The 21642-nt window shown below is 64.5% G+C and carries 17 protein-coding genes, 1 tRNA gene and 4 pseudogenes; 17 read left to right on the plus strand and 5 right to left on the minus strand.

The features are described from left to right. Positions 1–86 precede the first annotated feature (86 nt). Together ACZ5CM_RS08330 and ACZ5CM_RS08335 are read left to right on the plus strand one after the other, a co-directional pair. A complete protein-coding gene (locus ACZ5CM_RS08330; RefSeq protein WP_464637570.1) occupies positions 87–1418 on the plus strand; it encodes a DUF5930 domain-containing protein in 1332 nt (443 codons plus the stop codon). Then, entirely contained in the window at positions 1408–1908 is a 501-nt protein-coding gene (locus ACZ5CM_RS08335) for a bactofilin family protein (RefSeq protein WP_464637572.1), read from the plus strand. Before ACZ5CM_RS08330 ends, ACZ5CM_RS08335 begins: the two co-directional genes overlap by 11 nt. Before the next feature lie 194 nt (positions 1909–2102). Here the strand turns inward: ACZ5CM_RS08335 and ACZ5CM_RS08340 are convergent, their stop codons facing one another. Together ACZ5CM_RS08340 and ACZ5CM_RS08345 are read right to left on the minus strand one after the other, a co-directional pair. Further along, a complete protein-coding gene (locus tag ACZ5CM_RS08340; RefSeq protein WP_464637574.1) occupies positions 2103–2579 on the minus strand; it encodes a GatB/YqeY domain-containing protein in 477 nt (158 codons plus the stop codon). Between the two features lie 231 nt (positions 2580–2810). Beyond that, positions 2811–3674, minus strand: a complete 864-nt coding sequence (locus ACZ5CM_RS08345; protein ID WP_464637577.1) for a DUF2059 domain-containing protein — start codon at positions 3672–3674, stop codon at positions 2811–2813. A gap of 220 nt (positions 3675–3894) precedes the next feature. Between ACZ5CM_RS08345 and ACZ5CM_RS08350 the strand changes: the two genes are divergently transcribed. Beyond that, positions 3895–3984: transfer RNA gene (locus tag ACZ5CM_RS08350), tRNA-Ser, on the plus strand. A 132-nt stretch (positions 3985–4116) separates the two neighbouring features. Here the strand turns inward: ACZ5CM_RS08350 and ACZ5CM_RS08355 are convergent. Both ACZ5CM_RS08355 and ACZ5CM_RS08360 read right to left on the minus strand, forming a co-directional pair. Further along, positions 4117–5213 (minus strand): annotated as a pseudogene (locus ACZ5CM_RS08355) (IS3 family transposase); the annotation flags it as partial. 46 nt (positions 5214–5259) lie between these two features. Beyond that, a complete protein-coding gene (locus ACZ5CM_RS08360; protein WP_464637579.1) occupies positions 5260–6465 on the minus strand; it encodes an IS256 family transposase in 1206 nt (401 codons plus the stop codon). A 212-nt stretch (positions 6466–6677) separates the two neighbouring features. Between ACZ5CM_RS08360 and ACZ5CM_RS08365 the strand changes: the two genes are divergently transcribed. From ACZ5CM_RS08365 to ACZ5CM_RS08385, 5 genes and pseudogenes are all read left to right on the plus strand, one after another. After that, entirely contained in the window at positions 6678–7445 is a 768-nt protein-coding gene (locus ACZ5CM_RS08365) for a ParB/RepB/Spo0J family partition protein (protein WP_464642543.1), read from the plus strand. A 110-nt stretch (positions 7446–7555) separates the two neighbouring features. After that, complete coding sequence (locus ACZ5CM_RS08370) at positions 7556–8323, plus strand: plasmid partitioning protein RepB C-terminal domain-containing protein (protein WP_464637582.1); 768 nt, start codon at positions 7556–7558, stop codon at positions 8321–8323. 2 nt (positions 8324–8325) lie between these two features. Beyond that, positions 8326–8463, plus strand: a complete 138-nt coding sequence (locus tag ACZ5CM_RS08375) for a hypothetical protein (protein WP_464642545.1) — start codon at positions 8326–8328, stop codon at positions 8461–8463. 328 nt (positions 8464–8791) lie between these two features. Continuing rightward, positions 8792–9978 (plus strand): annotated as a pseudogene (locus tag ACZ5CM_RS08380) (transposase); the annotation flags it as partial. 64 nt (positions 9979–10042) lie between these two features. Further along, positions 10043–10405, plus strand: a pseudogene (locus ACZ5CM_RS08385) (transposase); the annotation flags it as partial. A 135-nt stretch (positions 10406–10540) separates the two neighbouring features. Here the strand turns inward: ACZ5CM_RS08385 and ACZ5CM_RS08390 are convergent. Then, on the minus strand, positions 10541–12457 hold the full coding sequence (locus ACZ5CM_RS08390; RefSeq protein ID WP_464637585.1) for an alkyl/aryl-sulfatase: 1917 nt from the start codon (positions 12455–12457) through the stop codon (positions 10541–10543). A gap of 214 nt (positions 12458–12671) precedes the next feature. Here ACZ5CM_RS08390 and ACZ5CM_RS08395 point away from each other — a divergent pair, with 214 nt between their 5' ends. The 9 genes and pseudogenes from ACZ5CM_RS08395 (at position 12672) to ACZ5CM_RS08435 (ending at position 21525) form a co-directional block, all read left to right on the plus strand. Beyond that, positions 12672–13391: a TetR/AcrR family transcriptional regulator gene (locus ACZ5CM_RS08395; protein WP_464637588.1), complete on the plus strand. Its 720-nt coding sequence runs from the start codon at positions 12672–12674 to the stop codon at positions 13389–13391. Next, positions 13388–14992 (plus strand): GMC family oxidoreductase, encoded by a 1605-nt coding sequence (locus ACZ5CM_RS08400; protein WP_464637591.1) that lies wholly within the window; start codon positions 13388–13390, stop codon positions 14990–14992. The genes ACZ5CM_RS08395 and ACZ5CM_RS08400 overlap by 4 nt, the downstream gene beginning before the upstream one ends. 38 nt (positions 14993–15030) lie before the next feature. Then, positions 15031–16038, plus strand: coding sequence for a TRAP transporter substrate-binding protein (locus tag ACZ5CM_RS08405; protein ID WP_464637594.1), 1008 nt, complete (start codon positions 15031–15033; stop codon positions 16036–16038). 83 nt (positions 16039–16121) lie between these two features. Then, positions 16122–16613, plus strand: a complete 492-nt coding sequence (locus ACZ5CM_RS08410; RefSeq protein ID WP_464637596.1) for a TRAP transporter small permease — start codon at positions 16122–16124, stop codon at positions 16611–16613. Next, a complete protein-coding gene (locus tag ACZ5CM_RS08415; RefSeq protein ID WP_464637599.1) occupies positions 16613–17872 on the plus strand; it encodes a TRAP transporter large permease in 1260 nt (419 codons plus the stop codon). Before ACZ5CM_RS08410 ends, ACZ5CM_RS08415 begins: the two co-directional genes overlap by 1 nt. A 3-nt stretch (positions 17873–17875) precedes the next feature. Further along, positions 17876–18409 carry an AMP-binding protein gene (locus tag ACZ5CM_RS08420; RefSeq protein WP_464637602.1) on the plus strand — a complete coding sequence of 178 codons (534 nt, stop codon included), beginning with the start codon at positions 17876–17878 and terminating at the stop codon, positions 18407–18409. Further along, positions 18391–19800, plus strand: coding sequence for an AMP-binding protein (locus ACZ5CM_RS08425; protein WP_464637605.1), 1410 nt, complete (start codon positions 18391–18393; stop codon positions 19798–19800). Before ACZ5CM_RS08420 ends, ACZ5CM_RS08425 begins: the two co-directional genes overlap by 19 nt. Then, a pseudogene (locus tag ACZ5CM_RS08430) lies at positions 19791–20989 on the plus strand (acyl-CoA dehydrogenase family protein). Before ACZ5CM_RS08425 ends, ACZ5CM_RS08430 begins: the two are co-directional and overlap by 10 nt. Positions 20990–21000: 11 nt before the next feature. After that, positions 21001–21525: an acyl-CoA dehydrogenase family protein gene (locus tag ACZ5CM_RS08435; protein WP_464637608.1), complete on the plus strand. Its 525-nt coding sequence runs from the start codon at positions 21001–21003 to the stop codon at positions 21523–21525. The last annotated feature ends 117 nt before the right edge of the window (positions 21526–21642 follow it).

Consider the following 21642-nt stretch of genomic DNA (forward strand, 5'->3'; position numbering starts at 1 on the left):
GCCGCCGCGCCGGGTCTAGACAATTGCCCCGAAGGCGCGCCGGCACGAGGCGCACCGCACAGGGATGGAACGAGGGTGATAAGGGCGTGCGAACGAAACTTGCCATCAGGGTACACGCGTTCCTAGAAAGATATTTTCCCGAACGCCGGGTCTTCCTGAAATCGGACACCGATACGCGATTCATCCGGCTTCGCCCCGGCACGCAGCTCGTGGCGTTTTCCGGCATGGCCCTGGTCCTGTCGTGGACGATCGTGGCCACCGCGATCCTGCTGATGGACAGCATCGGCGCCGGAAACTACCGCGAACAGGCCCGGCGCGAACACGAAATGTACCAGCAACGCCTGCAAAGCCTCGCCGCCCAGCGTGACGAACGCGCCGCCGAGGCCATCGCCGCCCAGAACCGATTCAACGCGGCGCTGGCGCAGGTTTCGGCCATGCAGTCGGACCTGCTGGCATCGGAAACCCGCCGGCGCGAGCTGGAAACCGGGCTGGAGGTGGTCCAGATCAACCTGCGCACCGCGCTGAAGGAACGCGACGAGGCCCGCAAGGCGCTGGCGCAGCTTCGGGCGAAGACCGAAGAGGACAACCCGGCCCTGGCCATGGCCGAAACCGCGCCGGTGCAGATCGACGCGGTGACATCGGTCCTGGAGCGCACCGCGGCCGAGCGCGACCGCATCCGCGCCGACGCGCAGGAGGCCCTGCGCCAGCGCGATGCGCTGGAGCGCGAAATCAGGCTCATGCGCGAACAGAACGACCAGATCTTCCGCCGCCTGGAGGAGGCGCTGGTGATCTCGGTCGAACCGCTCGACAAGATGTTCCGCAAGGCGGGGTTGCCGGTCGATTCGATCCTGCGCCAGGTGCGGCGCGGCTACAGCGGCCAGGGCGGACCGCTGACGCCGATCTCGTTCTCGACGCGCTCGGCGGTCGAGCCCACCGCGGACGAGCTGCGCGCGGGCCGCATCCTCGACAAGCTGGATCAGCTGAACCTGTACCGGATCGCCGCCGAGAAGGTGCCCTTCGCCATGCCGGTCAAGGCGGCGATGCGCTATACCAGCGCCTATGGCTACCGCCGCGACCCCAAGACCGGCGGCCGGCGCTTTCACAAGGGCGACGATCTGGCCGCGCCCATGGGCACCCCGGTCTATGCCACCGCCGACGGCGTGGTGAAATTCGCCGGCTGGCAGCGCGGCTACGGCAAGCTGGTCATCATCCAGCACGCTTTCGGCATCGAAACCTACTATGCCCACAATTCACGACTGCGCGTGCGCAAGGGCCAAAGGGTCTCGCGTGGGGATCGCATCAGTGATATGGGTAGCACCGGACGATCCACCGGATCTCATCTGCACTACGAAATCCGTGTGAACGGCAAACCAGTCAACCCGATTACATACATCAAGGCAGCGAGAGATGTTTTCTAAGAGCAAGATCCACGAGTCCGGCAACAAAGCCCAGGAAACCGCCAAGCCGGCCAGCCCGGCCCCGTCCGCACCGGCAGGCGACACCCGGGCCGCCGCGCCCAAGCCCAAGCCGCCGGCCTCGGTCCTGTCGTCGGACCTGCATATCACCGGCAATCTCAAGACCACCGGCGACATCCAGGTCGAAGGCACGGTCGAAGGCGACATCCGTGCCCATCTGCTGACCGTGGGTGAGACCGCCACCATCAAGGGCGAGGTCGTGGCCGATGACGTGGTCATCAACGGGCGCGTGGTCGGGCGCGTGCGCGGGCTCAAGGTGCGGCTGACCGCCACCGCGCGGGTTGAAGGGGACATCGTTCACAAGACCATCGCCATCGAAAGCGGCGCCCATTTCGAAGGCTCGGTGCAACGACAGGACGACCCGCTCAACCCCGGCGCCCGAAAGACCGCGAAACCGGCCGCCGGAGCCGCAGCCCCCAAGGCCGAGGCCTGACAGCGGCGCGACGCCCGTCCCGAGGACGCCCACCGCGAAAACACGCCGAGAAACATCCGACGCCGCGGCAGAGCGCTCTGTCGCGGCGTCTGTCGTTGCGCCACCGCGACAGGCGGGGATTTCTCACCGACAACAGACGCGCAACACCGCGCCAGAGGCCAATCCCAAATGCCCCGGGCGCGAGGCGAAGCGGCTCAGCACTGCCCGCTGGCGGCGCAGAGATGTTCCTTGACCATCGGTCCGACCTTGCCGAAGTCCATCTGCCCGGCATATTTGCCCTTGAGCGTGGCCATCACCCTGCCCATGTCCCGGATCGAGGCCGCGCCGGTTTCCCGCACCGCCGCCTCAACCGCCTTGCGCACCTGCGCCTCGTCCAGCTGACGGGGCAGGAATTCCCGGATGACGGCGATTTCCTCGCGCTCGCGCTCGGCCAGGTCCAGCCGTCCGCCCTCCTCGTAGGCGCGGGCGCTTTCCTGCCGCTGCTTGACCATCCGTCCCAGGATCGCCAGCACCTCCGAGTCGTCCACGCCGCCTTCGCGGCCCTCGCCGCGGGCGGAAATGTCGCGATCCTTGATCGCCGCATTGATCAGGCGCAAGGTCGAAAGCCGGGTGGCATCCTTCTCCTTCATCGCCTGTTTGAGAGCGTCATTGACCCGAGTTCGCAAGTCCATCTGTCCTGTCCATCGCATCGGCATCTGAACCCGGGACAATACCCAATGCGGGACCGTCGCACAACAATTCCCCGCCCCGTCGCGGGAAAACCCCGTAACCGCCTGATATCCGGGGGGCTTCACATCTCATGATGATCCTTCGTCCGGGAAAGGGGCGGGAAACGCGCCACGCGCCCGGGACCCGCACGCGCGATCCGGGCCGCCACCGCAGGGCCACCCGCGGGCGGGTGCTCAGATGTCCTGCCCCGGTTTCAACCCGGCCATCTTGCCGGCGAGAACCTCGAAGCGGTTGGCCATGATCTCGTACTGAACGGTGTTGAGCAGTTCGTAGACCTGCTGCATCTTCGGATTCTCCAGCGCCTCGGCATAGGCGCGCAGATCCTCGTCGCTGAGCGCGCGGTAGGTCCAGGCCGCCCCCGCCAGCGACGACTGCTCCAGCACCTTGCGCAGATCGTCCGCTTCGCGCTCCATCATCGCCCGCAATTCGTCCGGGTCCAGACGCAGCTCGATCACGCCGGCGGCACTGGCGGCCAGAAGAAAGCGGTACTGGATCTCCTGCAATGCCTTGACCGAACGCCCCGATCCGTCGATCGCCCGGTTCATGCGCCTGAGCAGATCGATCCGCGGCGACCCGCTGGCCGCCAGCTCCGCCAGGATGCGCGCCCCCTCCTTCAGCCGGATCGTGTCGTCCTCCATCATGTGCGCGGCATTCTCGACCTTCACCAGACGCTGGCCCAGATCGGAGGCGTAGAACTCCACGGCGTGGTCCAGCAGGTCGTCAGGCAGCGCCTTTTCGAGAACGTCCAGCGCCATCTCGCGCATGAGGCCGGTATCAAACACCCGGCGCGCGACTGTGGTCCAGGCGGGCCCGAAATCGCCTACATCCAGCCCCAGCATCTCGGGTGCGTCCGATGCCGACAGCGCGATGCTGTCCAGCGCCACGTCAAAGCCGGTGACGGACAGAAACGCCTCGATCCGGGTGCGTTCGGCGGGATCGGCGGACCCCGGCGCGGCGCCGGTCATGGCGAGGATCAGGATCAAAAACCCGGCAAGCGGCCCGGCTGCGGCGGTGCGAAGTCTGATGGCGGTGTTCATGTCTGCATCGTAAGCGATCTGCGGCCGCGAGCAACGCAAATCTTCCCCATGCGCCGCCGGTGCCCGGGGTTTCCGACGGCTTTCCCGCGGCACGTTTGCGGCCGCCTTGCGATCCGTTCGACGCATTCCGGGCGACCGGCAAGGCGCCATGCTGGCGATGTGAAAATCGCCCCTTGCCAGCAGCGAAAAACCCGATTAAACGCCTCCTCCAGACCCCCGCGGAGAGGTGCCGGAGTGGTCGAACGGGGCGGTCTCGAAAACCGTTGTGGGTGCAAGCCCACCCAGGGTTCGAATCCCTGTCTCTCCGCCACTTGCCTGTGAGGAATGTTTCTCTGTCCGCACTGCCCTTGGATTTTTCCGTTGTTTTCAATGGTTACGCCGGTGGGCTGTTCACCCTTGTCAGCGCGAGAGGGCAGTGACCTGCCCCCCAATGGTCCCTCATTCATAACGAGAGTCTGCGGGTTTGGTTTTCATAATCTGCGGTTTCGGTTTGGGCAAGCGCGCCGGGCGCGGAGCCTTTGGGTCGCTCAAGCGTCCGGCGCGCTTGGGCCGGCGTCTGGTTCCCCAGCGATGAGTGGGGCCTGACGTTGTTATAATCATAGCGCCACAGGGCCAGTTTTCGGCGGGCGTCATCGAGAGTATCGAACAGCTCCTCGTTCAGAAGCTCGTCACGCAGGCTGCCATTGAACGACTCGATGAAGGCATTTTGCTGAGGCTTGCCAGGATCGATGTAATGCCAGTCGACGTCATTGTCGTCCGCCCATTTGAGGATCGCCCGACTGGTGAACTCGGTCCCATTGTCAGAAACAATGCTTTCAGGCTTGCCATGGAGGCGGACAAGAGCATCAAGCTCGCGCGCCACACGCGCGCCCGAGATGCTGGTGTCGGCAACCAGGCAGAGGTTCTCGCGACAGCAATCGTCGATCACCGCCAGGATGCGGAACCGACGCGAAGCACCAAACGTGTCGGAGACAAAGTCCAGGCTCCATCGCTGGTTTGGCCTGATCGCCTCGGGCATTGGCGTCCTCGAGCCTCTGGCGCGCTTGCGCCCGCGCCGCCGTTTCACCGACAACCCTTCTTCGCGATACAGGCGATAGAGTTTCTTGTGGTTCATGATCATTCCCTTGCGTTCGAGCAACACGCCGATCCGTCGGTAACCGAAACGGCGGCGCTTGCCCGCAATCTGCTTCATCGCTTCGCGGATCTCCGGATGGTCCGGCGGGCGTTCGCGCCGGACCGTCTTGGGATCGACACCGACCAGCCTGCAGGCCCGGCGCTGCGAGATGCCATGATCCCGCATCGCCCGCAGCGCTGCATCACGCCGCGCGCTCGGCGTCGTCAGTTCTTTCCCAGGAGATCCTTCAGGACCGCGTTGTCCAGCATCGCATCGGCCAACAGGCGCTTGAGCTTGGCATTCTCGTCCTCAAGCATCTTCAGGCGCTTCACGTCCGAAAGCCCCATGCCGCCGTATTTCGACTTGTACTTGTAGAACGTCGCCGGGCTCAGCCCATGCCGGCGACAAACCTCCACCGTCGGCAGGTCACGTCCGTCAAGGTGGTGTAATTTGGGTGGCCTCGTGTCATGATCATGCGGCCTGAGTTGTTATGCTGAGAATGGGGTCGGTCTCCTCGTTGTCGATCTGGGCGAAGGCCTCGACCTGCATGTAGCGGCTTGCGGTCTGCCATTCGTCGTTCTGCTCGAACAGGACGGCGCCGATGAGGCGGGTGATGGAGGCCTCGTTGGGGAAGATCCCGACGACGTCGGCCCTGCGCTTCACCTCCTTGTTCAAACGTTCAATCGGGTTGGTGCTGTGCAGTTTCTTGCGGTGCTGGCGGGGGAAGGCCATGTAGGCCAGCACGTCGTGCTCGCTCTCGTCCATCAGCTCGGCCAGTTTGGGCCAGCGAGAGCGTAGCTGGTCGGCGACGCGGCGCCATGTCTCGCCGGCCTGCTTTCGGTCGGGTTGATCGAAGGCCTGGCGGATGGCGGCGGCGACGACGGTGTGCTGGCCGCGCGAGACGTGGGCCAGGGCGTTGCGCATCCAGTGGACGCGGCAGCGTTGCCAGGTAGCGTCGAAGACCCGCCCGATGGCCGCGCGCAGGCCGCTGTGGGCATCCGAGATGACCAGCTTGCTCCCGTCAAGCCCCCGGGCCTTGAGGCCGCGGAGAAAATCCATCCAGAAGGTTTCTGCCTCCGACGGTCCCAGCCCCAGGCCAATGATTTCACGGCGTCCGTCCGTGTTCGCGGCGACGGCGATTATGGCCGCTACAGAGACAATGCGCCCGCCTTGGCGCACCTTGAGATAGGTGGCATCCAGCCAGACATAGGGCCATTCACCGGTAAGCGGCCGGTTCAGGAATTCGTTGACCCGTTCGTCAATGTCCTTGCACAGCTTCGACACCGTGCTTTTGGAGATGCCGTGCAGGCCCATCGCCTGTGCCAGTTCGTCCACGCGGCGGGTCGAGACGCCACCGATCCATGCCTCCTGGATCACTGCGACCAACGCCTTCTCGGATGTCTTGCGCGGCTCCAGAAAGCCCGGGAAGTAGCTGCCCTGCCGCAGCTTGGGCACCTTGAGGTTCAGCCGGCCCAAACGGGTATCGAGAGCGCGCTCTCGATACCCGTTGCGCCACGTCGTGCGTTCACTGTTGCGCTCATGCTTGCCGGCGCCGATCAGGCCCTCGACATCGGCCTCCATCAGAAGCTGCAGCACGGCCTCAGCAACGGCGCGAAGAAAATCGCCACCGTCCTGCTTGGCCAAAAGTTCGGAAAGGTCCATATTCGTCTTGGTCATCGGGGTCTCCGTGTGGTTCGTGGTTGAAGCTCTGAAACTCCACCGCAACCATACACCTCGATGGCCACCCTGGTTACACCGTCGAAGGTGCAGAAATTACACCACGTGCGCGGACACTAACCCGTCGGGCATTCCGGCCTCCTGTTCCTTGATCATCGCAATGATTTGCGCCTCCGTAAAACGGCTCTTTCGCATTCGTCTGCTCCTTTCTGATCGGGCAGACTCTACTTCAAAATGCGGGCGTTGGCGGGGGGCAGGTCAGTGTCAGAAACCCCCGCAAATTTGCGGACATGGTCCGGAACATCGCCAGGATCGGACTGAAACGCCCGATCACCGTCACCCGCCGCGCTGGGGCGGATGAGCAAGACTATGATCTGGTTTGCGGTCAGGGACGGCTCGAGGCCTTCATCGAGCTGAAGCAGAAAGCCATCCCGGCAATTGTCATCGATGCCGACGAGGCCGACTGCCTGGTCATGAGCCTCGTTGAAAACTGCGCACGACGCCAGCATCGCCCCATCGACCTGATGCGCGAGATCGGCACGCTGCGAAAACGAGGATACGACGACCGGCAGATCGCGGACAAGATCGGCGTTTCCCCGGACTACGTCGGCATGATCGCTGGCCTTCTCGAGCGCGGCGAGGAACGGCTGGTCTCGGCGGTGGAGACCGGCCTGCTTCCCCTCAACCTCGCCATCGAGATATCGAAGACCGATGCCGAAGGCGCGCAGCGTGCGCTGATGGATGCTTACACGCAGAAGAAACTGCGGGGAAAGAAACTCGCAGCCGCCCGGCGCCTCATCGAACAGCGCGAGACGCGCGGAAAAAAGATGCACGACAACCATTACGGGCGCGAAGGTCGCAACCGACGACCGCTGGCGAGCAAAGCGCTCGTTCGCGCCTATCAGCAAGAAGCGGACCGGCAGAAGCTTCTGATCAAGAAGGCTGAACTGACGCAAGCGCGGCTCCTGTTCATCCGCTAGGCCTTTCGGGTCCTTCTCGAGGATGATCACTTCGTCACCCTCCTGCGTGCAGAAGGCCTTCAGACCATGCCAGCGCATTTCCAGGAATCCCTCACGGCGGGAACTGATCCATGACCCGCAAGGTGCAGCTTGGCTTCGAAAATGGCTGCGTGACAATTCCGATCGCGGATATCCTTCCTGTGAGGGTCCTTGGAAGATCCATCAAATCCAGCCGTAAATATGTTCAGATCACCGCGTCGATCCGAGAGATCGGATTGGTCGAGGCACCCGTGGTTGTCCGGAACGCCAACGCGAAGGGGGGCTGGCTGCTCCTCGATGGGCATGTCCGGATCGAAGTGCTGAAGGATCTTGGTATCGATCAGGTCGAGTGCCTTGTCTCAACCGATGACGAAGCCTTCACCTACAACAAGCGCGTGAGCCGTATCGCACCCGTTCAGGAGCATCGCATGATCCTGAAGGCCATCGAACGCGGCGTCTCGGAAGAGAAGATTGCCGCCGCGCTGGATCTCAACCCACGAAGCATTCAACGCAAGGTGAAGCTGCTCGAGGGAATCTGCGAGGAGGCAGTTGCGATCCTGAAGGACAAGGCGTGCACCGTCGCGGTGTTCAGCACGTTGCGCAAGATGATCCCTTTGCGCCAGATCGAAGCCGCCGAGCTCATGGTGAACGCCAACAACTACTCGGTCGCCTACGTCTCGGCGATCCTCGCCGGAACACCGCAAGCGCAACTGGTGGAGGCGAACAAGCCCAAGCGCGTGAAAGGGGGGCAGGATCAGTCACGCCGCAGGCCGTTGCCCGGATGGAAAAGGAGCTCGCCCGCCTTCAGGAAGGGATCACCCAGATCTAGGATTCCTACGGCCAGGATCACCTTCAGTTGACGGTGCTCCGCGGCTATGTCGCCAGGCTTCTCGGGAATGCCCGCATCGTCCGCTACCTGATGCAGAACCGCCCCGAATTTCTGCCCGAGTTTCAGACGATTGCCAAGATGGACACTGTCATGCCCGCTGAGGCGGAATAGCCGACGCGGCAGATACGATGGGGACCCGGACCCAGATCAAGCGCGGGGACCGCGGGAGACGCCGGACTGTGGGCCGAATCAAGCGCGGCGGTGGGGATAGCGGCGAACCCGTTCGGAGCCCACCAGGTCGGCTGAGGTTTCGCCGACCGCGCGGCCGCAAATGCAGCCGCGATATTTGCAGGCGTGCCGAAGGAGTGCGGTTCGGCACGCGTGCCTTCAGCCAGAAGCCGCATTGACGGCCAATCCAGGCCTCGGGAATGATCTCCGCGAACGTTCCTATTCGCCTTGGTCAAGTGCTGACCTTTCGGCGGTTCGATTTGTGTGCCGGCGCGCCGTCGCCAAGGCGGTTCCGCAGCTTATCATGGAAGCCGATGTCGAGGGCCCGATCGGCGCCGGCAAGCATGAGCGCGCTGACAGCCGCACGACCCGTCTGGGCCGGCGGAACCTGCGGGTGCCGAAGCAGCACGCAGGGCAACGATTTCCCCGGCTTTCCAGAGCCGCGCAAGACCTCGGAGAAGGCCCTGGGTGCAGTGATCCAGGATACCTGGATCGGCGGCGTGTCCACCCGCCGCGTGGACGAACTGGCGCAGGCCATGGGCCTGCACGGTATCTCCAAGAGCACGATCTCGAAGCTGTGCAAGGACATTGACGAACGGGTGAACGAGTTCCTCAACCGTCCCCTCACTGGCGAATGGCCCTATGTCTGGCTGGATGCCACCAATCTCAAGCTGCGCCAAGGCGGGCGGATCGTCTCTGCAGTCGCCAAAATCGCCGTCGCCGCAAACACGATCGGGTGCCGTGAAATCATTGGCCTGGGGCTTGGGCCAGGCGAGGTCAACGAGCGACAGGAGCTTCTCGCGCGCCTCGACGTGGCGGCGGAGACCACCGGCGCGGCGGTCCGGGTCGCGACCGCGGATGCCGGATACGCCTACGCCAAGGTGTTCGCCGGGCTCGAGGCGCGGGGCATCAAGGCGATCATTCCGACCAGGGCGGAGCCGATCCGGAGCAAGGTTCCGCTCAGGCGGTTTCGCCGTGACGCGAAACACGACCATGTGAAATGTCCGCGCGGAAAGATTTTGCGACCCAACAAGGCCAGGATCAGCCATGGCCGCTTCTTCGCCTCGAAGGCGCGGGACTGCAAGGGTTGCGATCTGGCCTCGATCTGCCTGTCTCCCTCGCGCGTCACCAGGGCCCTGGTCATCGTCCACGACTATCCCGCGCTGCTGCGCGCACGCCGCCACCGCGAACGCTGGGGCGAAGAGGAGAACCGTCTCTATCGGCGTCACCGCTGGCGCTCGGAAGGCTTCGTGGCGCCACCGAGGCATATTTCAGTTCGACCGCCACGGCGAGACGAAGACCTGGCATGGCCTCGCCCGGGCGGTCCGGCGCGGGCTCGACAACATGCGCATCCAGTCCTTCCTGACAGCGGCTGCGATCAACCTCAAGCAGCTCGCCGCGGCGCGTCTTTCGCTGATCCGCACCATTCTCGCTCCGCAGGACCGCCTGGCGCCCGCCTGTATGACAACCAGGCCGCCGCGATGGTCGGAAAATGGACAAACAGGAAGGCGCCGCCCTCTCAACGCGCATTCCCGGTGCAGATACCACCTTTTTCAACAGCCCCCGCGTGCACTGGATGCGCAACGCCCTGGCGCATGTCTCGCGCGGCCAGCACATGGTTGTCGCCGCCGCCATCCGCCAGGCCTTCGATCAGCCCGACCGCAAACAGGCCGGCGAAACCTGGCGCCGCGTCGCCGATCAGGTACAAGCGCGCTGGCCCAAGCCGGCCGATCTCATGGACGAAAGCGAACATGATATGTTGACCTACATGGCCTTCCCGCGCCAGCACCGCACCAAGCTGCACAGCACCAACCCGATTGAGGGCCTCAACAAAGAGGTGAAATGCCGCGCAGACGTCGTCGGGATCTTTCCGAACGCGGCCTCGGCAGACAACAAATCGCAGCGTACGTAAGTGTCCGATTTTCAGGGGGGTAGCTCAGCTCCTTCTTTCCCACCGATATCCGCAACCATGGCTGCGTTAGGGTGGGAAGGCAGTTCATCCCGGCAGCTCGGTTGCCTCCTACGGTTCGATGACGGAAAAGTCGCCCTGGGGTGTTTCGAACAGCCCGAACAGCTCGGCGAACTTTCCGATGTCGCCGCTGAAAGTGATGTGCCCCGCCTCGATGGCTTGGGGCACCGAAAGCTGCCTGGCAAGGATGCGGTCGAAGGTCTTGCGGCTCAGGACCAGCGACAGGTCGGCATCGTCCGCCTGTCTGCCCGCAACATGGGTCAGGGCGCAATTCTGGAGGTTCAGAACGAATGTTTCCTCCGTGTCCGTGAAATTCATTGCGAGGACAAGGCGCATCCCCTCGGCGCGCACGCCATCCAAGTGTACTGCGAGAAAGTCGAACAGTTGCGACGAACTCAGAGCCGCAAGCGTCTCGACGGACGCCGCGGAAAGGTTGGGCAGTGGCCTTACCCCTTCGCGCAGTTCCTGGGCGCCGAACAGGTAGGAATTGCGCCAGGTCGCGCATTCGGACAGATAGCCGAGTTGTTCATAGGTATCGGCAAGCAGGTCGCGCGCGGCCTGATGCCCCGGTTCGGCAAAAACCACATGGTTCAGGACCTGTGCAACCCAGCGGTATTCGCCGCGCTCGAAATCCGCGCGGGCACGGGCGACCACCGCATCGGCACCGCCCATGTATTCGAGCATTTTCGCCCCGGTTTCGGCGGGAGGCAGCGGGTCGAGATTAGCGGGAACCCCGTCATACCAGCCGATGCCGATATAGTGCTGATAGATGGCCTTCACGTTGTGCCGCAGCGAACCGTAATAGCCACGGGCATACCACTTGTCCTCAAGCGATCCGGGCAGCCGCAGGGTTTCGGCGATTTCGGTGGGTGTCAGACCCCGGTTGATCAGGCGGAGGGTCTGATCATGAGTGAACTTGTAGAGGTCGCGCTGCACCTGCAGATATTCGATCACCTGCCCCCTGCCCCAGACCGGCCAGTGATGCTGCCCGATCAGCACGGTGGCCCTGCCGCCCCAAAGTTCGAGCGCCTCGGATATGTATCTGCTCCAGTTCAGCGCGTTCCTGACCTGGGCGCCGCGGAAAGGAAGCAGATTGTGGAAATTGCGCACGGCGTTTTCGGCCATGTTCAGCACCCCGCTGGAGGGCGTGAAGATGTGCATCTCGGCCGGGGCCTCGGTGTCGGGGGCCATCTGGAATTCGAAGAGGATGCCGTCGATCTTGCGGGTGTCGCCGGTTTCCCTGATCAGGTCATTGGGCGGAACAAGCGCCTTGCGCCCGATTGCGAAGTCCTTGCCCAGGCCGTTGTCGACATGGCCGCGCTCGCCGCGTTCCAGGAAGGTGCCGAACTGATACAGCGCCCGCCGGCGCATGGCGTTGCCGGCGATCACGTTTTCGGACACCGCGTGTTCCATGTAGCCATCGGGGGCGATCAGGGGGATGCGGCCGCTGGCGAAATCATCGGCATCGGCCACGCCCAGAACGCCACCCCAGTGATCCGCATGAGTGTGGGTGATGATGACGCCGGAGACCGGACGCTCGCCTCTGTTCCTGCGGTAAAGCGCCAGCGCCGCCTGCGCCCCCTCGATCGATGACAGCGCGTCGATCACGATGATGCCGGTTTCGCCCTCGACGATGGTCATGTTGGCCAGATCCATCCCCCGGATCTGGTAGACACCGGGAACCACCTCGAACAGGCCATGAATCAGATTCAGCTGCGCCTGCCGCCAGAGACTGGGGTTGACCGTATCCGGGATCTCGCGTTGTCTCAGGAAGGAATAGGGCGCCAGGCTCCACACGGTCCTGCCGCTTGCGGCACGGTATTCGGCATCGGCCAGGCCGTCGATATAGCCGCGTTCCGCGTCGGAAAAATCCAGCCGGTCATCTTCCGGCAGGGTTGCCACGAACTCCTTCTGCGCGTGTGCCACATGAGGTGTCGCCGGCTTTCTTGCCCGGGTGGCGTCTGTCATTTCGGTCTCCTGCCGCTTCGGGTTGCTTCGTCTTGGGGCAGGGAAAATCATCGTTCTGACAGCCTCGGACAGAGCCGTGAGGCCGTTGCAAACGGTCGCCCTTCGAAATTTCTCTTGCGTTTCTCGTATCCCGATCATAACCTGAATACAAGTTCGGGTTCAAGTTATAATATGTTTTACCGGGCTTGCACGCACCCTTCAGCCGAGGAGGCGAATGTTGGCGAATGATGACACCTTCGTTGCAGTCGAGATGAGGCCGGCGCTTCAGAAGCGCAGCCGTGAAAAGGCCGTCCGAATGCTGAAGGCCGGCCACGCGCTGGTAGAGAAGCACGGCTATGACGGCATGCGCATCGGCGACATCGCCAGACTTGCCGGCTGTTCGGTGGGGATCTTCTACGAGCGCTTCGGCGACAAGGAGAACTTCTTCAAGCTGATGCTGGAAACCAGCATCAACAGGGGCAGCGAAGACATTCGCCAGTATCTGGCGCCCGAGCGCTGGGAGGGAGTGCCCGCGCAGGTGATCGTTTCCAAGACGATCTATCAGGTCGTGAAATGGTTCCGCCGTCACAAGGGGCTGTATTGCGCGGCCCTGACGGCATTGCCGCAGCACGGACAGAATTCACGGCCCTTCCGGCGCAGCAGCCGTGAAATCTCGGCCTTGCTGACGGCCTTGCTGGAGGCCCGCCGGTCGGAACTGAGCTGCGAGGACATCGGGGCCGCAATCCGCTTCTCGGTGCAGCTGATCAACGGCGCGATGGTCCTGGCCGCACTGACCGAGCTGGCCGGCGGCCATGAAGGACAGTCCGGCGGCAATGAAACCCTGCTCACCGACGACCCCGAACTGGTGGTCCAGCTGACCCGGTCGGTCTGCGCCTACCTGGGAATCAACAGCCCGGATGGCCCGCCCTCCCGAAAGAGCGAGGCCCCCGAATGACCGAGGCGTTCGACTTCATCGTCATCGGCGCCGGCTCGGCCGGGTGCGTTCTGGCCAACCGCCTCAGTGCCGACCCCGGCGCGCGCGTACTGCTGCTCGAGGCGGGCGGCCCCGACAAGAGCATCTTCATCCACATGCCGGCGGGCATCGGGCGGGTGAAGGACAGCCCCAGGACCGACTGGTGTTATGAGACCGCGCCACAGCCCGGGCTGGACAACCGGCGCATCCCCGTCCCGCGCGGCAAGGTTCTGGGTGGCTCCAGCGCCATCAACGCCATGGTCTACATCCGCGGGCAGCGCGAGGATTACGACACCTGGCGCGATCTCGGCAATGAAGGCTGGGGATACGGGGATGTGCTGCCCTGGTTCATCAAATCAGAAAACAACACGGGTGCCGATATCGAGCCCGAGTTTCACGGCACCGACGGCCCGCTGTGGGTTTCCGACCGGCTGCACAACCATCCCCTCAGCGATGCCTTCATCGAGGCGGCGGTCGCGGCGGGTCTGCCCCGGAACAGGGATTTCAACGGCCACCGGCAGGAGGGTTTCGGCCGCTACCAGGTCACCCAGAAGGAGGCCAGGCGCTGCAGCGCCGCCACCGCCTATCTGCACCCGGTGCTGGGCCGGGCCAACCTGACCGTGAAAACCGGGGCCCATGTCCTGCAATTGAAGATCCGGGGCACGCGCGTCACCGGCGTCGAATACATGGGGAACGGAAAGACGGTGCTGGCCGAGGCTGCGGGCGAGGTCGTTCTTTCGGCGGGCGCCATCGCATCTCCACAGATCATGATGCTGTCCGGCCTGGGGCCGGCAAGTGAACTGGCCCGGCACGGAATTCCCGTCGTGGCCGACATGCCTGGGGTCGGCCAGAACCTGTACGATCATCTGAACCTGTCGGTGCTGGCCCGGACGAGAAAACCGGTCAGCATGGCAGGGATCGGCGGCGGCGCGGCTGCAATTTGTGCGCTGGTGCAATACCTGTGGAACCGCACCGGCCCCGGCACCACCAACGGGGCGGAATCCGGCGGCTTCGTCGCCTCGCGTCTGAGCGACGGACGCCCCGACATCCAGATGCATTTCGTCCCCCTGATGCTGGGGCCCGGCATGATCGATACCCGGGTGCACGGGGTGACAGTGCATGCCTGCAATCTGCGCCCCACCGATGTGGGCGAATTGCGCCTGGCCAGCGCCGATCCGATGGCCGCACCGATCATCGACAACCGCTTCCTGCAAACCGAAGGGAACATCGAGGTCATGCGCGAGGGCCTCAGGATCGCACGTGACATCCTGGCGAAGAAGCCGATCGCCGATCTTCTTTCGGACGAATACATGCCGGGCGGCGACAAGACCACGGACGCGGAACTGGACGCCTTCATCCGCGCCACCGCCGAGACCGAATATCACCCCGTCGGCACCTGCCGCATGGGCCGTGATTCCATGGCAGTGGTCGATTCGCAGCTGCGGGTTCACGGCATGGACAACCTGCGCGTGGTCGACGCCTCGGTCATGCCGACGATCATCAGCGGAAATACCAACGCGCCCTGCATGATGATCGGCGAAAAGGCGGCCGACATGATTTTGAACCGGCCCCGACAGGCGTGACACCACGTGAAATGAATGGGAGAAGGAAAGGGAGGAAGATGAGACACAAGCTGGTGAAACTGGTCGCTGCGGCCATGATCGGCGCCCTGCCGACCCTGGGGCCGGCCATGGCCAACGCGGTTGAACTGAAATACGCCTCGGTGGCGCCACCCGGATCACCCTGGGCGAAGCTGATCGACGGACTCGTCAACAACGCCGCGAAGAGATCGGGCGGCGAGCTGGTCATCAAGCCGTTTCTCGGCGGCCAGCTGGGGCCCGAGCCGGTCGTGGTGCAGCAGGTGGCCCGCGGGCGGGTGGACATGGGCGGCTTCTCGCTGACCGCCGCCTCGCTGGTGGTGCCCGAGCTGGCGCTGCTGGCCGCGCCCTATCTGTGGGACAGCCGCGAACAGGCGGTCTGCGCCCTCGACAACTACCTGATCAAGTCGCTCCAGCCCTATTTCGAGCGTCGCGGCCTGGTCAACATGGGCTGGGGCGAAGCGGGCTTTCAGGTGGTGTTCGCGAAGCGCCCGCTGACGAAGGCGGCCGACTACGAGGGGCTGAAGATCCGCGTCGCGCCCTCCAAGGGCTCGGCCGCCACGTTCCGCGCCTTCGGCAGCAACGGCGTCATCCTGCCTGCGGCCGAGCTCAACGGAGCGCTGCAGACCGGCCTGGTCGAGGCGGCCGAGATTCCCGCCACCTTCGGCATCCTGACCGGGGTCGGCCAGCTGGCGCCGGTCATCAACCGCACCGATCACATCTACCTGCCGACCATGACCCTGGTCAGCAAGAAGAGCTTCGACCGGCTCAGCCCGGAAAACCGGGAGGCCCTTCTCGGGGCAAGTCTGCCCGCGCCGGTGCAGCGCAAGACCGTGCGCGGGGTCGAGGCGGCGATGATCAAGCGCCTGACCGATGCCGGCGGCAAGGTGGTCGAGCTCGACCCCGCCGAGCTGGCGATCCTGCTCGAGAAGGGGCGCGCCGCCCATGCCGAGCTGGTCGCGCAGGTCGGTGGCGATGCCGAGAGGGTCTGGGCGCTGATCCAGGACGCCAAGGCCGCCTGCACCAGGTAGCCCGCGCCGGCGCCCCCCGGTTGCCGGCTGCGGCCGGGCGGGCGCGACGGCGGGCGTAGACGGAACGGAGGGGAGGCCGTCCGATGCTCGAGAAAATCCTCGCCTGGCTGGCCCGGATCGAAGGCACCATTGCAGCCATCGCCTTTCTGGCCGCGGCCGCGGCGATCCTTGCCGACGTGATCGGACGGGAATTCTTCGGCCAGGGCATATGGGGAGCGGCAAAATTCGCCGTCTTCTCGGCGGTGGTGGCGGGCTTTCTGGGCATCGGGCTGGCCACCCACGCCGGCATGCATCTGCGCCCGCAATTCGCCGATGGCTGGATCCCGCCGCGGCTGGAGCCGGCGATGCGGCGGCTCGCCCCGCTGATCACGGCGGCGCTGTTCTTCCTGCTGGCGGGGCTGGCGGTGATCTATGTCCGCGAAACCTTCCTCTTCGGGCAGCTGGCGCCGGTGCTGGACTGGCCGCTGTGGGCCGTGCAGGTGGTGATGCCCTGGGCCTTCTTCTCGAACGGGCTGCGCAACCTGATCTATGCCATCCGTCCCGATCTCGCTCCCGGCCCGGTGGGGATCTTCTGATGGCCTTCTTCGTTCTTGCCACCATTTTCGTCGTCATGCTGGTGCTGCGCCAGAGCATCGCGCTGATGCTGTTCGTGGCGCTGATCTACCTGCACCTGGCCTATGGCGACGGCAACCTCACCTATATCGTCGAGGACGTCTGGAACGCCCTCGACAGCGAGATCCTGCTGCCCATCCCGCTGTTCATCCTAGCCGGCGGGATCATGACCCACGGCACCATCGCGGCCAAGCTGATCCGCATCATCTCGGTGCTGACGGCGCCGCTGCCGGGGGGGCTGGCGGTGGCAGCGATCCTTTCCTGCGCCGTGTTCGCGGCGATTTCGGGCTCGTCCCCGGTGACGCTGCTGGCGGTGGGGGCGATCATGTATCCGGCCATGCTGGATGCAGGCTACTCCCGGGCCTATTCGATCGGCGCGCTGACCTCGGCAGGAACCCTGGGGATCATCATCCCGCCGTCGATCCCGATGATCCTCTATGGCATCTCCACCGAATCCTCGATCACCGACATGTTCTTTGCCGGCATCCTGCCGGGCGTGCTGCTGACTGGCGTGCTGGCGGCCCATGCGCTGATCGCGAACCGCCATCTGGCCGGTCGCCCCTGGGACCTGGCCGAGATCCGCGCCGCCCTGCGCGAGGGGGGGCTGGCGATGCTGATGCCGGTGATCCTGCTGGGCGGCATATTCTCGGGCTGGTTCACGGCCACCGAGTCCGCCGCCGTCGCCCTGTTCTATGCGACGATCATCGAGGCCTTCGTCTATCGCGAGCTGAACTGGGCCGGTTTCCGCCAGGTGGCGGTGCGGACCACGACCCTTCTGGGCACGCTGTTTCCGGTGCTGGCACTGGCGCTGGGGCTCAACCGGTTCCTGGTCGCCGAAGGGCTGCCCGACATGCTCGCCCAGTGGCTGGCGACCAATGTCGAGACCACCTTCCAGTTCCTCACCGGGATGAACATCCTGCTGCTGACCCTCGGCCTGTTCATGGATGCCGGCTCGGCCATCCTGATCCTGTCGCCGATCATCGCCCGGCTGGCCGAAACCTTCGGCGTGGACAAGGTTCACATGGGCGTCGTCATGGTGATGAACCTCGAGGTCGGCTTCCTGACCCCGCCAATGGGCCTCAACCTGATCGTGGCGATGACCGCCTTCGGGGCATCCTTCGGCTTCGTGGTGCGCTCGGTCCTGCCTTTCGTGGCGCTGATCCTGGTCGTGCTGCTGATCGTCACCTGGGTGCCGTGGCTTTCTCTCGTGCTGATAAGGTAGATCATGGACGATCCCCTCGACATCACCAGCTTCCCCTACCGCGAAAACGACCGCAGGGAGCCGCGGGTTGCAGTGGAAACCCGGGCCGACGGCACCCTGCTGGTGACCACCCCGTATCCGGAGCCCGACTATCCGGCCTCGATCTGCGCCTGTCTCTACGATCACGGCAACAACCGCGCCGAGCAGGTCTTTCTGGCCGAACGCAATGGCAGCGGCGGGTGGGACGAACTGACATTCGGCGAGATGCTGGCCAGAACCCGCGCGGTGGCGCAGTGGTTCATCGACCGGGATTTCGGGCAGGACACCCCGCTGATGATCCTGTCTTCCAACAGCATCAACCAGGCCGTCATCACCTTCGGCGCCATGCTGGCCGGCGTGCCGGTGGCGCCGGTCTCTCCTCCCTATGCGCTGATGAGCGCCGATTTCTCCAGGCTTGTCGCCTGCGCACGGGCCGTCAGACCCGCCGCCCTCTACGTGGAGCAACTGCCCCCTTCGTCAGGGCACTGGCCGCGCTGGAGATGCCCGACGTCCCGGTGATCGCCGCCGCGGGGGCCGCGGAAAGGCCCGGCAGCATCGCCTTTTCCACCCTGCTCGATACCGTCCCGACCGACCGGGTCGAGGCCCGCTTTGCCTCTATCACCCCCGACATGGTGGCGAAGATCCTCTTCACCTCGGGCTCGACCGGCATGCCCAAGGCGGTCATCAACTCACACCGCAATCTTGCCTGCGTGCCCGCGATGCGCATGGCGACCCTGCTCAAGGATTCGGTGGAGGACCCCGAGGTCCTGCTCGACTGGCTGCCCTGGCACCATACCTTCGGCGGCAATGCGGTGCTCAACACCGCGCTCTGCCAGGGTTCCACGCTGTATCTTGATGACGGCAGGCCCCTGCCCGGCCAGTTCGCCAGAACCATTCGCAACATCATCGAGGTGCGGCCCACCCAGTTCCTGTCGGTACCGGCCGCCTTCGCCTATCTCGCCGAGGCGCTGGAGCGCGACGAAAATCCGCGCAGGGCGCTGTTTTCGCGGATCAGGCTGTTCGCCTATGGCGGCGCGGCGCTGGGGCAGGATGTCCATGACCGGATCCAGCGCATCGCGGTGGAGACCTGCGGCGAGCGGATCCATTTCGCCACCGGCTGCGGCTCGACCGAAACCGGCAGCCTGTCCACGATGGTCTGGTGGCGGATGGAGCAGATGGGGCAGATCGGACTGCCGCCTCCGGGTACGGCGCTGAAGCTGAAGCCGGTGGGGGACCGGTTCGAGATGTGGGTCCGGGGGCCACAGGTCTCACCGGGTTACCTCGACGACCCGGCGCTGACGGCCAAGCATTTCGACGCCGACGGCTACTACAACACGGGCGATGCGGTCACATGGGTCGATGAATCGGACCCGGAGAAGGGTCTGGTGTTTTCAGGACGCATTTCCGAAAACTTCAAGCTGGCCAATGGCACCTGGGTTCTGGCCGGCAATGTCCGGCTGGCGCTCGTCGATGTGCTGAGCCCGTTCGTTCAGGACGCGGTGATCGCCGGGCGGGACCGCGATTTCCTGGGTGCCCTGGTCTGGCCCGACCCGGCGCAATGTGTCGCCGCCAGCGGTATTCCCGCCGACTCGCCGCTGGGAAAGGCCCTGACCAGCGACACCTTCCGCGACCTGATCGCCCGCCGGCTTGCCGAATACAATGGCAGGGCCCGCGGTGCGGCGATGCGCGTAGAGGTGGTGAAATTCCTCACCGAGCCGCCTTCCATCGACCGCAACGAGATCACCGACAAGCGCTACATCAACCAGGCCGCGGTTCAGGCCAACCGCCCCGATGACGTCGCGGCCCTGTTCAGCGGTGTGCCCGACCCCATGGTGATTCACGCCGCCCGGCCGGGTGACGCCGGGCCTGGCATCGAACCGGAAAGGGAAAGGAAGCCGAGATGGACCTGAGTTTTACACCGGAACAGGAAAAATTCCGCCAGGAGGTGCGCAGCTTCCTGGAAGAGAATCTGACGCCAGAGCTCAAATACAAGACCGAGCATCGCCTGGATTTGACGAAGGACGAAAAATCGAGGGCTGGCACGCCACGCTCGACCGCCGCGGCTGGCTGGTGCCCGGCTGGCCGAAGGAATATGGCGGCACCGATTGGGGGCCGGTCGAAAAGTTCATCTTCGAGGAAGAATGCGCCATGGCCAATGCGCCGCGCATTGTGCCATTCGGGTTCGGAATGCTGGCGCCGGTGCTGATCCGCTACGGGACCAAGGCGCAGAAGGACCATTGGCTGCCGCGCATGCGCAGCGGCAAGGACTGGTGGTGCCAGGGCTTCTCCGAGCCGGGGGCCGGCTCGGACCTTGCCTCGCTGAAGACCCGGGCCGTGCGCGATGGCGACCACTATGTCGTCAACGGCCAGAAGACGTGGACCACGCTGGGCCACTACGCCAACATGATCTTCTGCCTGGTGCGCACCTCGACCGAGGGCAAGCCGCAGGAGGGCATCTCGTTCCTGCTGATGGACCTGAACGCGCCCGGCGTCGAGATGCGCCCGATCCGCACCATCGACGGGGGCCACGAGATCAACGAGGTCTTCTTCACCGATGTCAGGGTGCCGGTTGAAAACCTCGTGGGCGAGGAGAACAAGGGCTGGACCTATGCCAAGTATCTTCTCACCTATGAGCGCACCGACCTGGCCGGTGTCGGCATTTCGACCAAGATGCTGGAGCGGCTGAAGAGGATTGCCCGTGACCAGCGGGAGAACGGCGCGCCTCTGGACGAGGACCCGCTGTTCGCGGCCCGCATGGCCCAGGTGGAAATCAAGCTGCGCAACATGGCGACGACCAATCTCCGGGTGCTGGCGGATGTGGCCGGGGGCGGCGCGCCGGGGGCTGAAAGCTCGATGCTCAAGATCCTGGGCACCGAAGTGCGCCAGGAAATCGAATCGCTCACGCTGCGCGCCGTCGGCCGCCATGCCCGCCCGCACGCGCCGGAAACGCTGGACCCGGGTTACAACGGCGATCCGATCGGGCCGGAATACGCCGGCAATGTCGCGCCGCTCTATTTCAATGACCGCAAGCTGTCGATCTTTGGCGGATCGAACGAAATTCAGAAAAACATCATCTCGAAGATGATCCTGGGGCTTTAGGGGGCGGAGACATGGATTTCAGGCATACAGAAGAACGGCGGATGCTGGAGGATTCGATCACGCGGTTCCTGGAGAAGGAATATCCGCTGACCCGCCGCAATCAGGCTGCCGCCTCCGATCTGGGCTATGACCGGGAAATCTGGGAACAGATGGCCGAACTGGGCGTGTTCATGGCGCTGTTTGACGAAGAGCATGGCGGCTTTGGCGGTAAAGGGTTCGACATCGCGCTGGTTTTCGAGGCCCTGGGGCACGTCACTGGTGACTGGCCCCGTGGTCGAGAGCATCGTGCTGGCCGGCGGGGCCCTGCCCCGCTGCCCATGTCCCTGCAGCAGGTTCTGACCGCCGACATCATCGACGGCATCAACGAACACCAGATCGAACCGCTGATCTACGAGGCCGCCGGCCAGAGCATCGCCTGGTTCAACGAGTTGCGCACGGTCTCCGAAATCGTGGACCATCTGGTCGCCGAAACCGAATCCGCTCTGGAAGACATGGCTGCCATGCTCGGTCTCGGCCTGCAGGGCGGAACCCGATGATGCGTGACCTGCCACTGTGACCCGGGCATATTGGCGGCTCCACCCCGGCTTTCACAGCCCCGCCCGGCTTTGCCCGGTGAGCAGACCTCGTTTGTCCCCGACCCGAATGCGCAAGGG

Source organism: Piezobacter thermophilus, assembly GCF_055386745.1.

What these genes read in the sequence shown, in the direction of transcription:
- ACZ5CM_RS08340 (WP_464637574.1), bottom strand. Translation starts at nt 2,579, where the DNA reads ATGGACTTGCGAACTCGGGTCAATGACGCTCTCAAACAGGCGATGAAG.
- ACZ5CM_RS08370 (WP_464637582.1), top strand. Translation starts at nt 7,556, where the DNA reads ATGACCCGCAAGGTGCAGCTTGGCTTCGAAAATGGCTGCGTGACAATT.
- ACZ5CM_RS08390 (WP_464637585.1), bottom strand. Translation starts at nt 12,457, where the DNA reads ATGACAGACGCCACCCGGGCAAGAAAGCCGGCGACACCTCATGTGGCA.
- ACZ5CM_RS08335 (WP_464637572.1), top strand. Translation starts at nt 1,408, where the DNA reads ATGTTTTCTAAGAGCAAGATCCACGAGTCCGGCAACAAAGCCCAGGAA.
- ACZ5CM_RS08360 (WP_464637579.1), bottom strand. Translation starts at nt 6,465, where the DNA reads ATGACCAAGACGAATATGGACCTTTCCGAACTTTTGGCCAAGCAGGAC.
- ACZ5CM_RS08420 (WP_464637602.1), top strand. Translation starts at nt 17,876, where the DNA reads ATGGACGATCCCCTCGACATCACCAGCTTCCCCTACCGCGAAAACGAC.
- ACZ5CM_RS08395 (WP_464637588.1), top strand. Translation starts at nt 12,672, where the DNA reads ATGTTGGCGAATGATGACACCTTCGTTGCAGTCGAGATGAGGCCGGCG.
- ACZ5CM_RS08345 (WP_464637577.1), bottom strand. Translation starts at nt 3,674, where the DNA reads ATGAACACCGCCATCAGACTTCGCACCGCCGCAGCCGGGCCGCTTGCC.
- ACZ5CM_RS08400 (WP_464637591.1), top strand. Translation starts at nt 13,388, where the DNA reads ATGACCGAGGCGTTCGACTTCATCGTCATCGGCGCCGGCTCGGCCGGG.
- ACZ5CM_RS08405 (WP_464637594.1), top strand. Translation starts at nt 15,031, where the DNA reads ATGAGACACAAGCTGGTGAAACTGGTCGCTGCGGCCATGATCGGCGCC.
- ACZ5CM_RS08435 (WP_464637608.1), top strand. Translation starts at nt 21,001, where the DNA reads ATGGATTTCAGGCATACAGAAGAACGGCGGATGCTGGAGGATTCGATC.
- ACZ5CM_RS08425 (WP_464637605.1), top strand. Translation starts at nt 18,391, where the DNA reads ATGCCCGACGTCCCGGTGATCGCCGCCGCGGGGGCCGCGGAAAGGCCC.
- ACZ5CM_RS08415 (WP_464637599.1), top strand. Translation starts at nt 16,613, where the DNA reads ATGGCCTTCTTCGTTCTTGCCACCATTTTCGTCGTCATGCTGGTGCTG.
- ACZ5CM_RS08410 (WP_464637596.1), top strand. Translation starts at nt 16,122, where the DNA reads ATGCTCGAGAAAATCCTCGCCTGGCTGGCCCGGATCGAAGGCACCATT.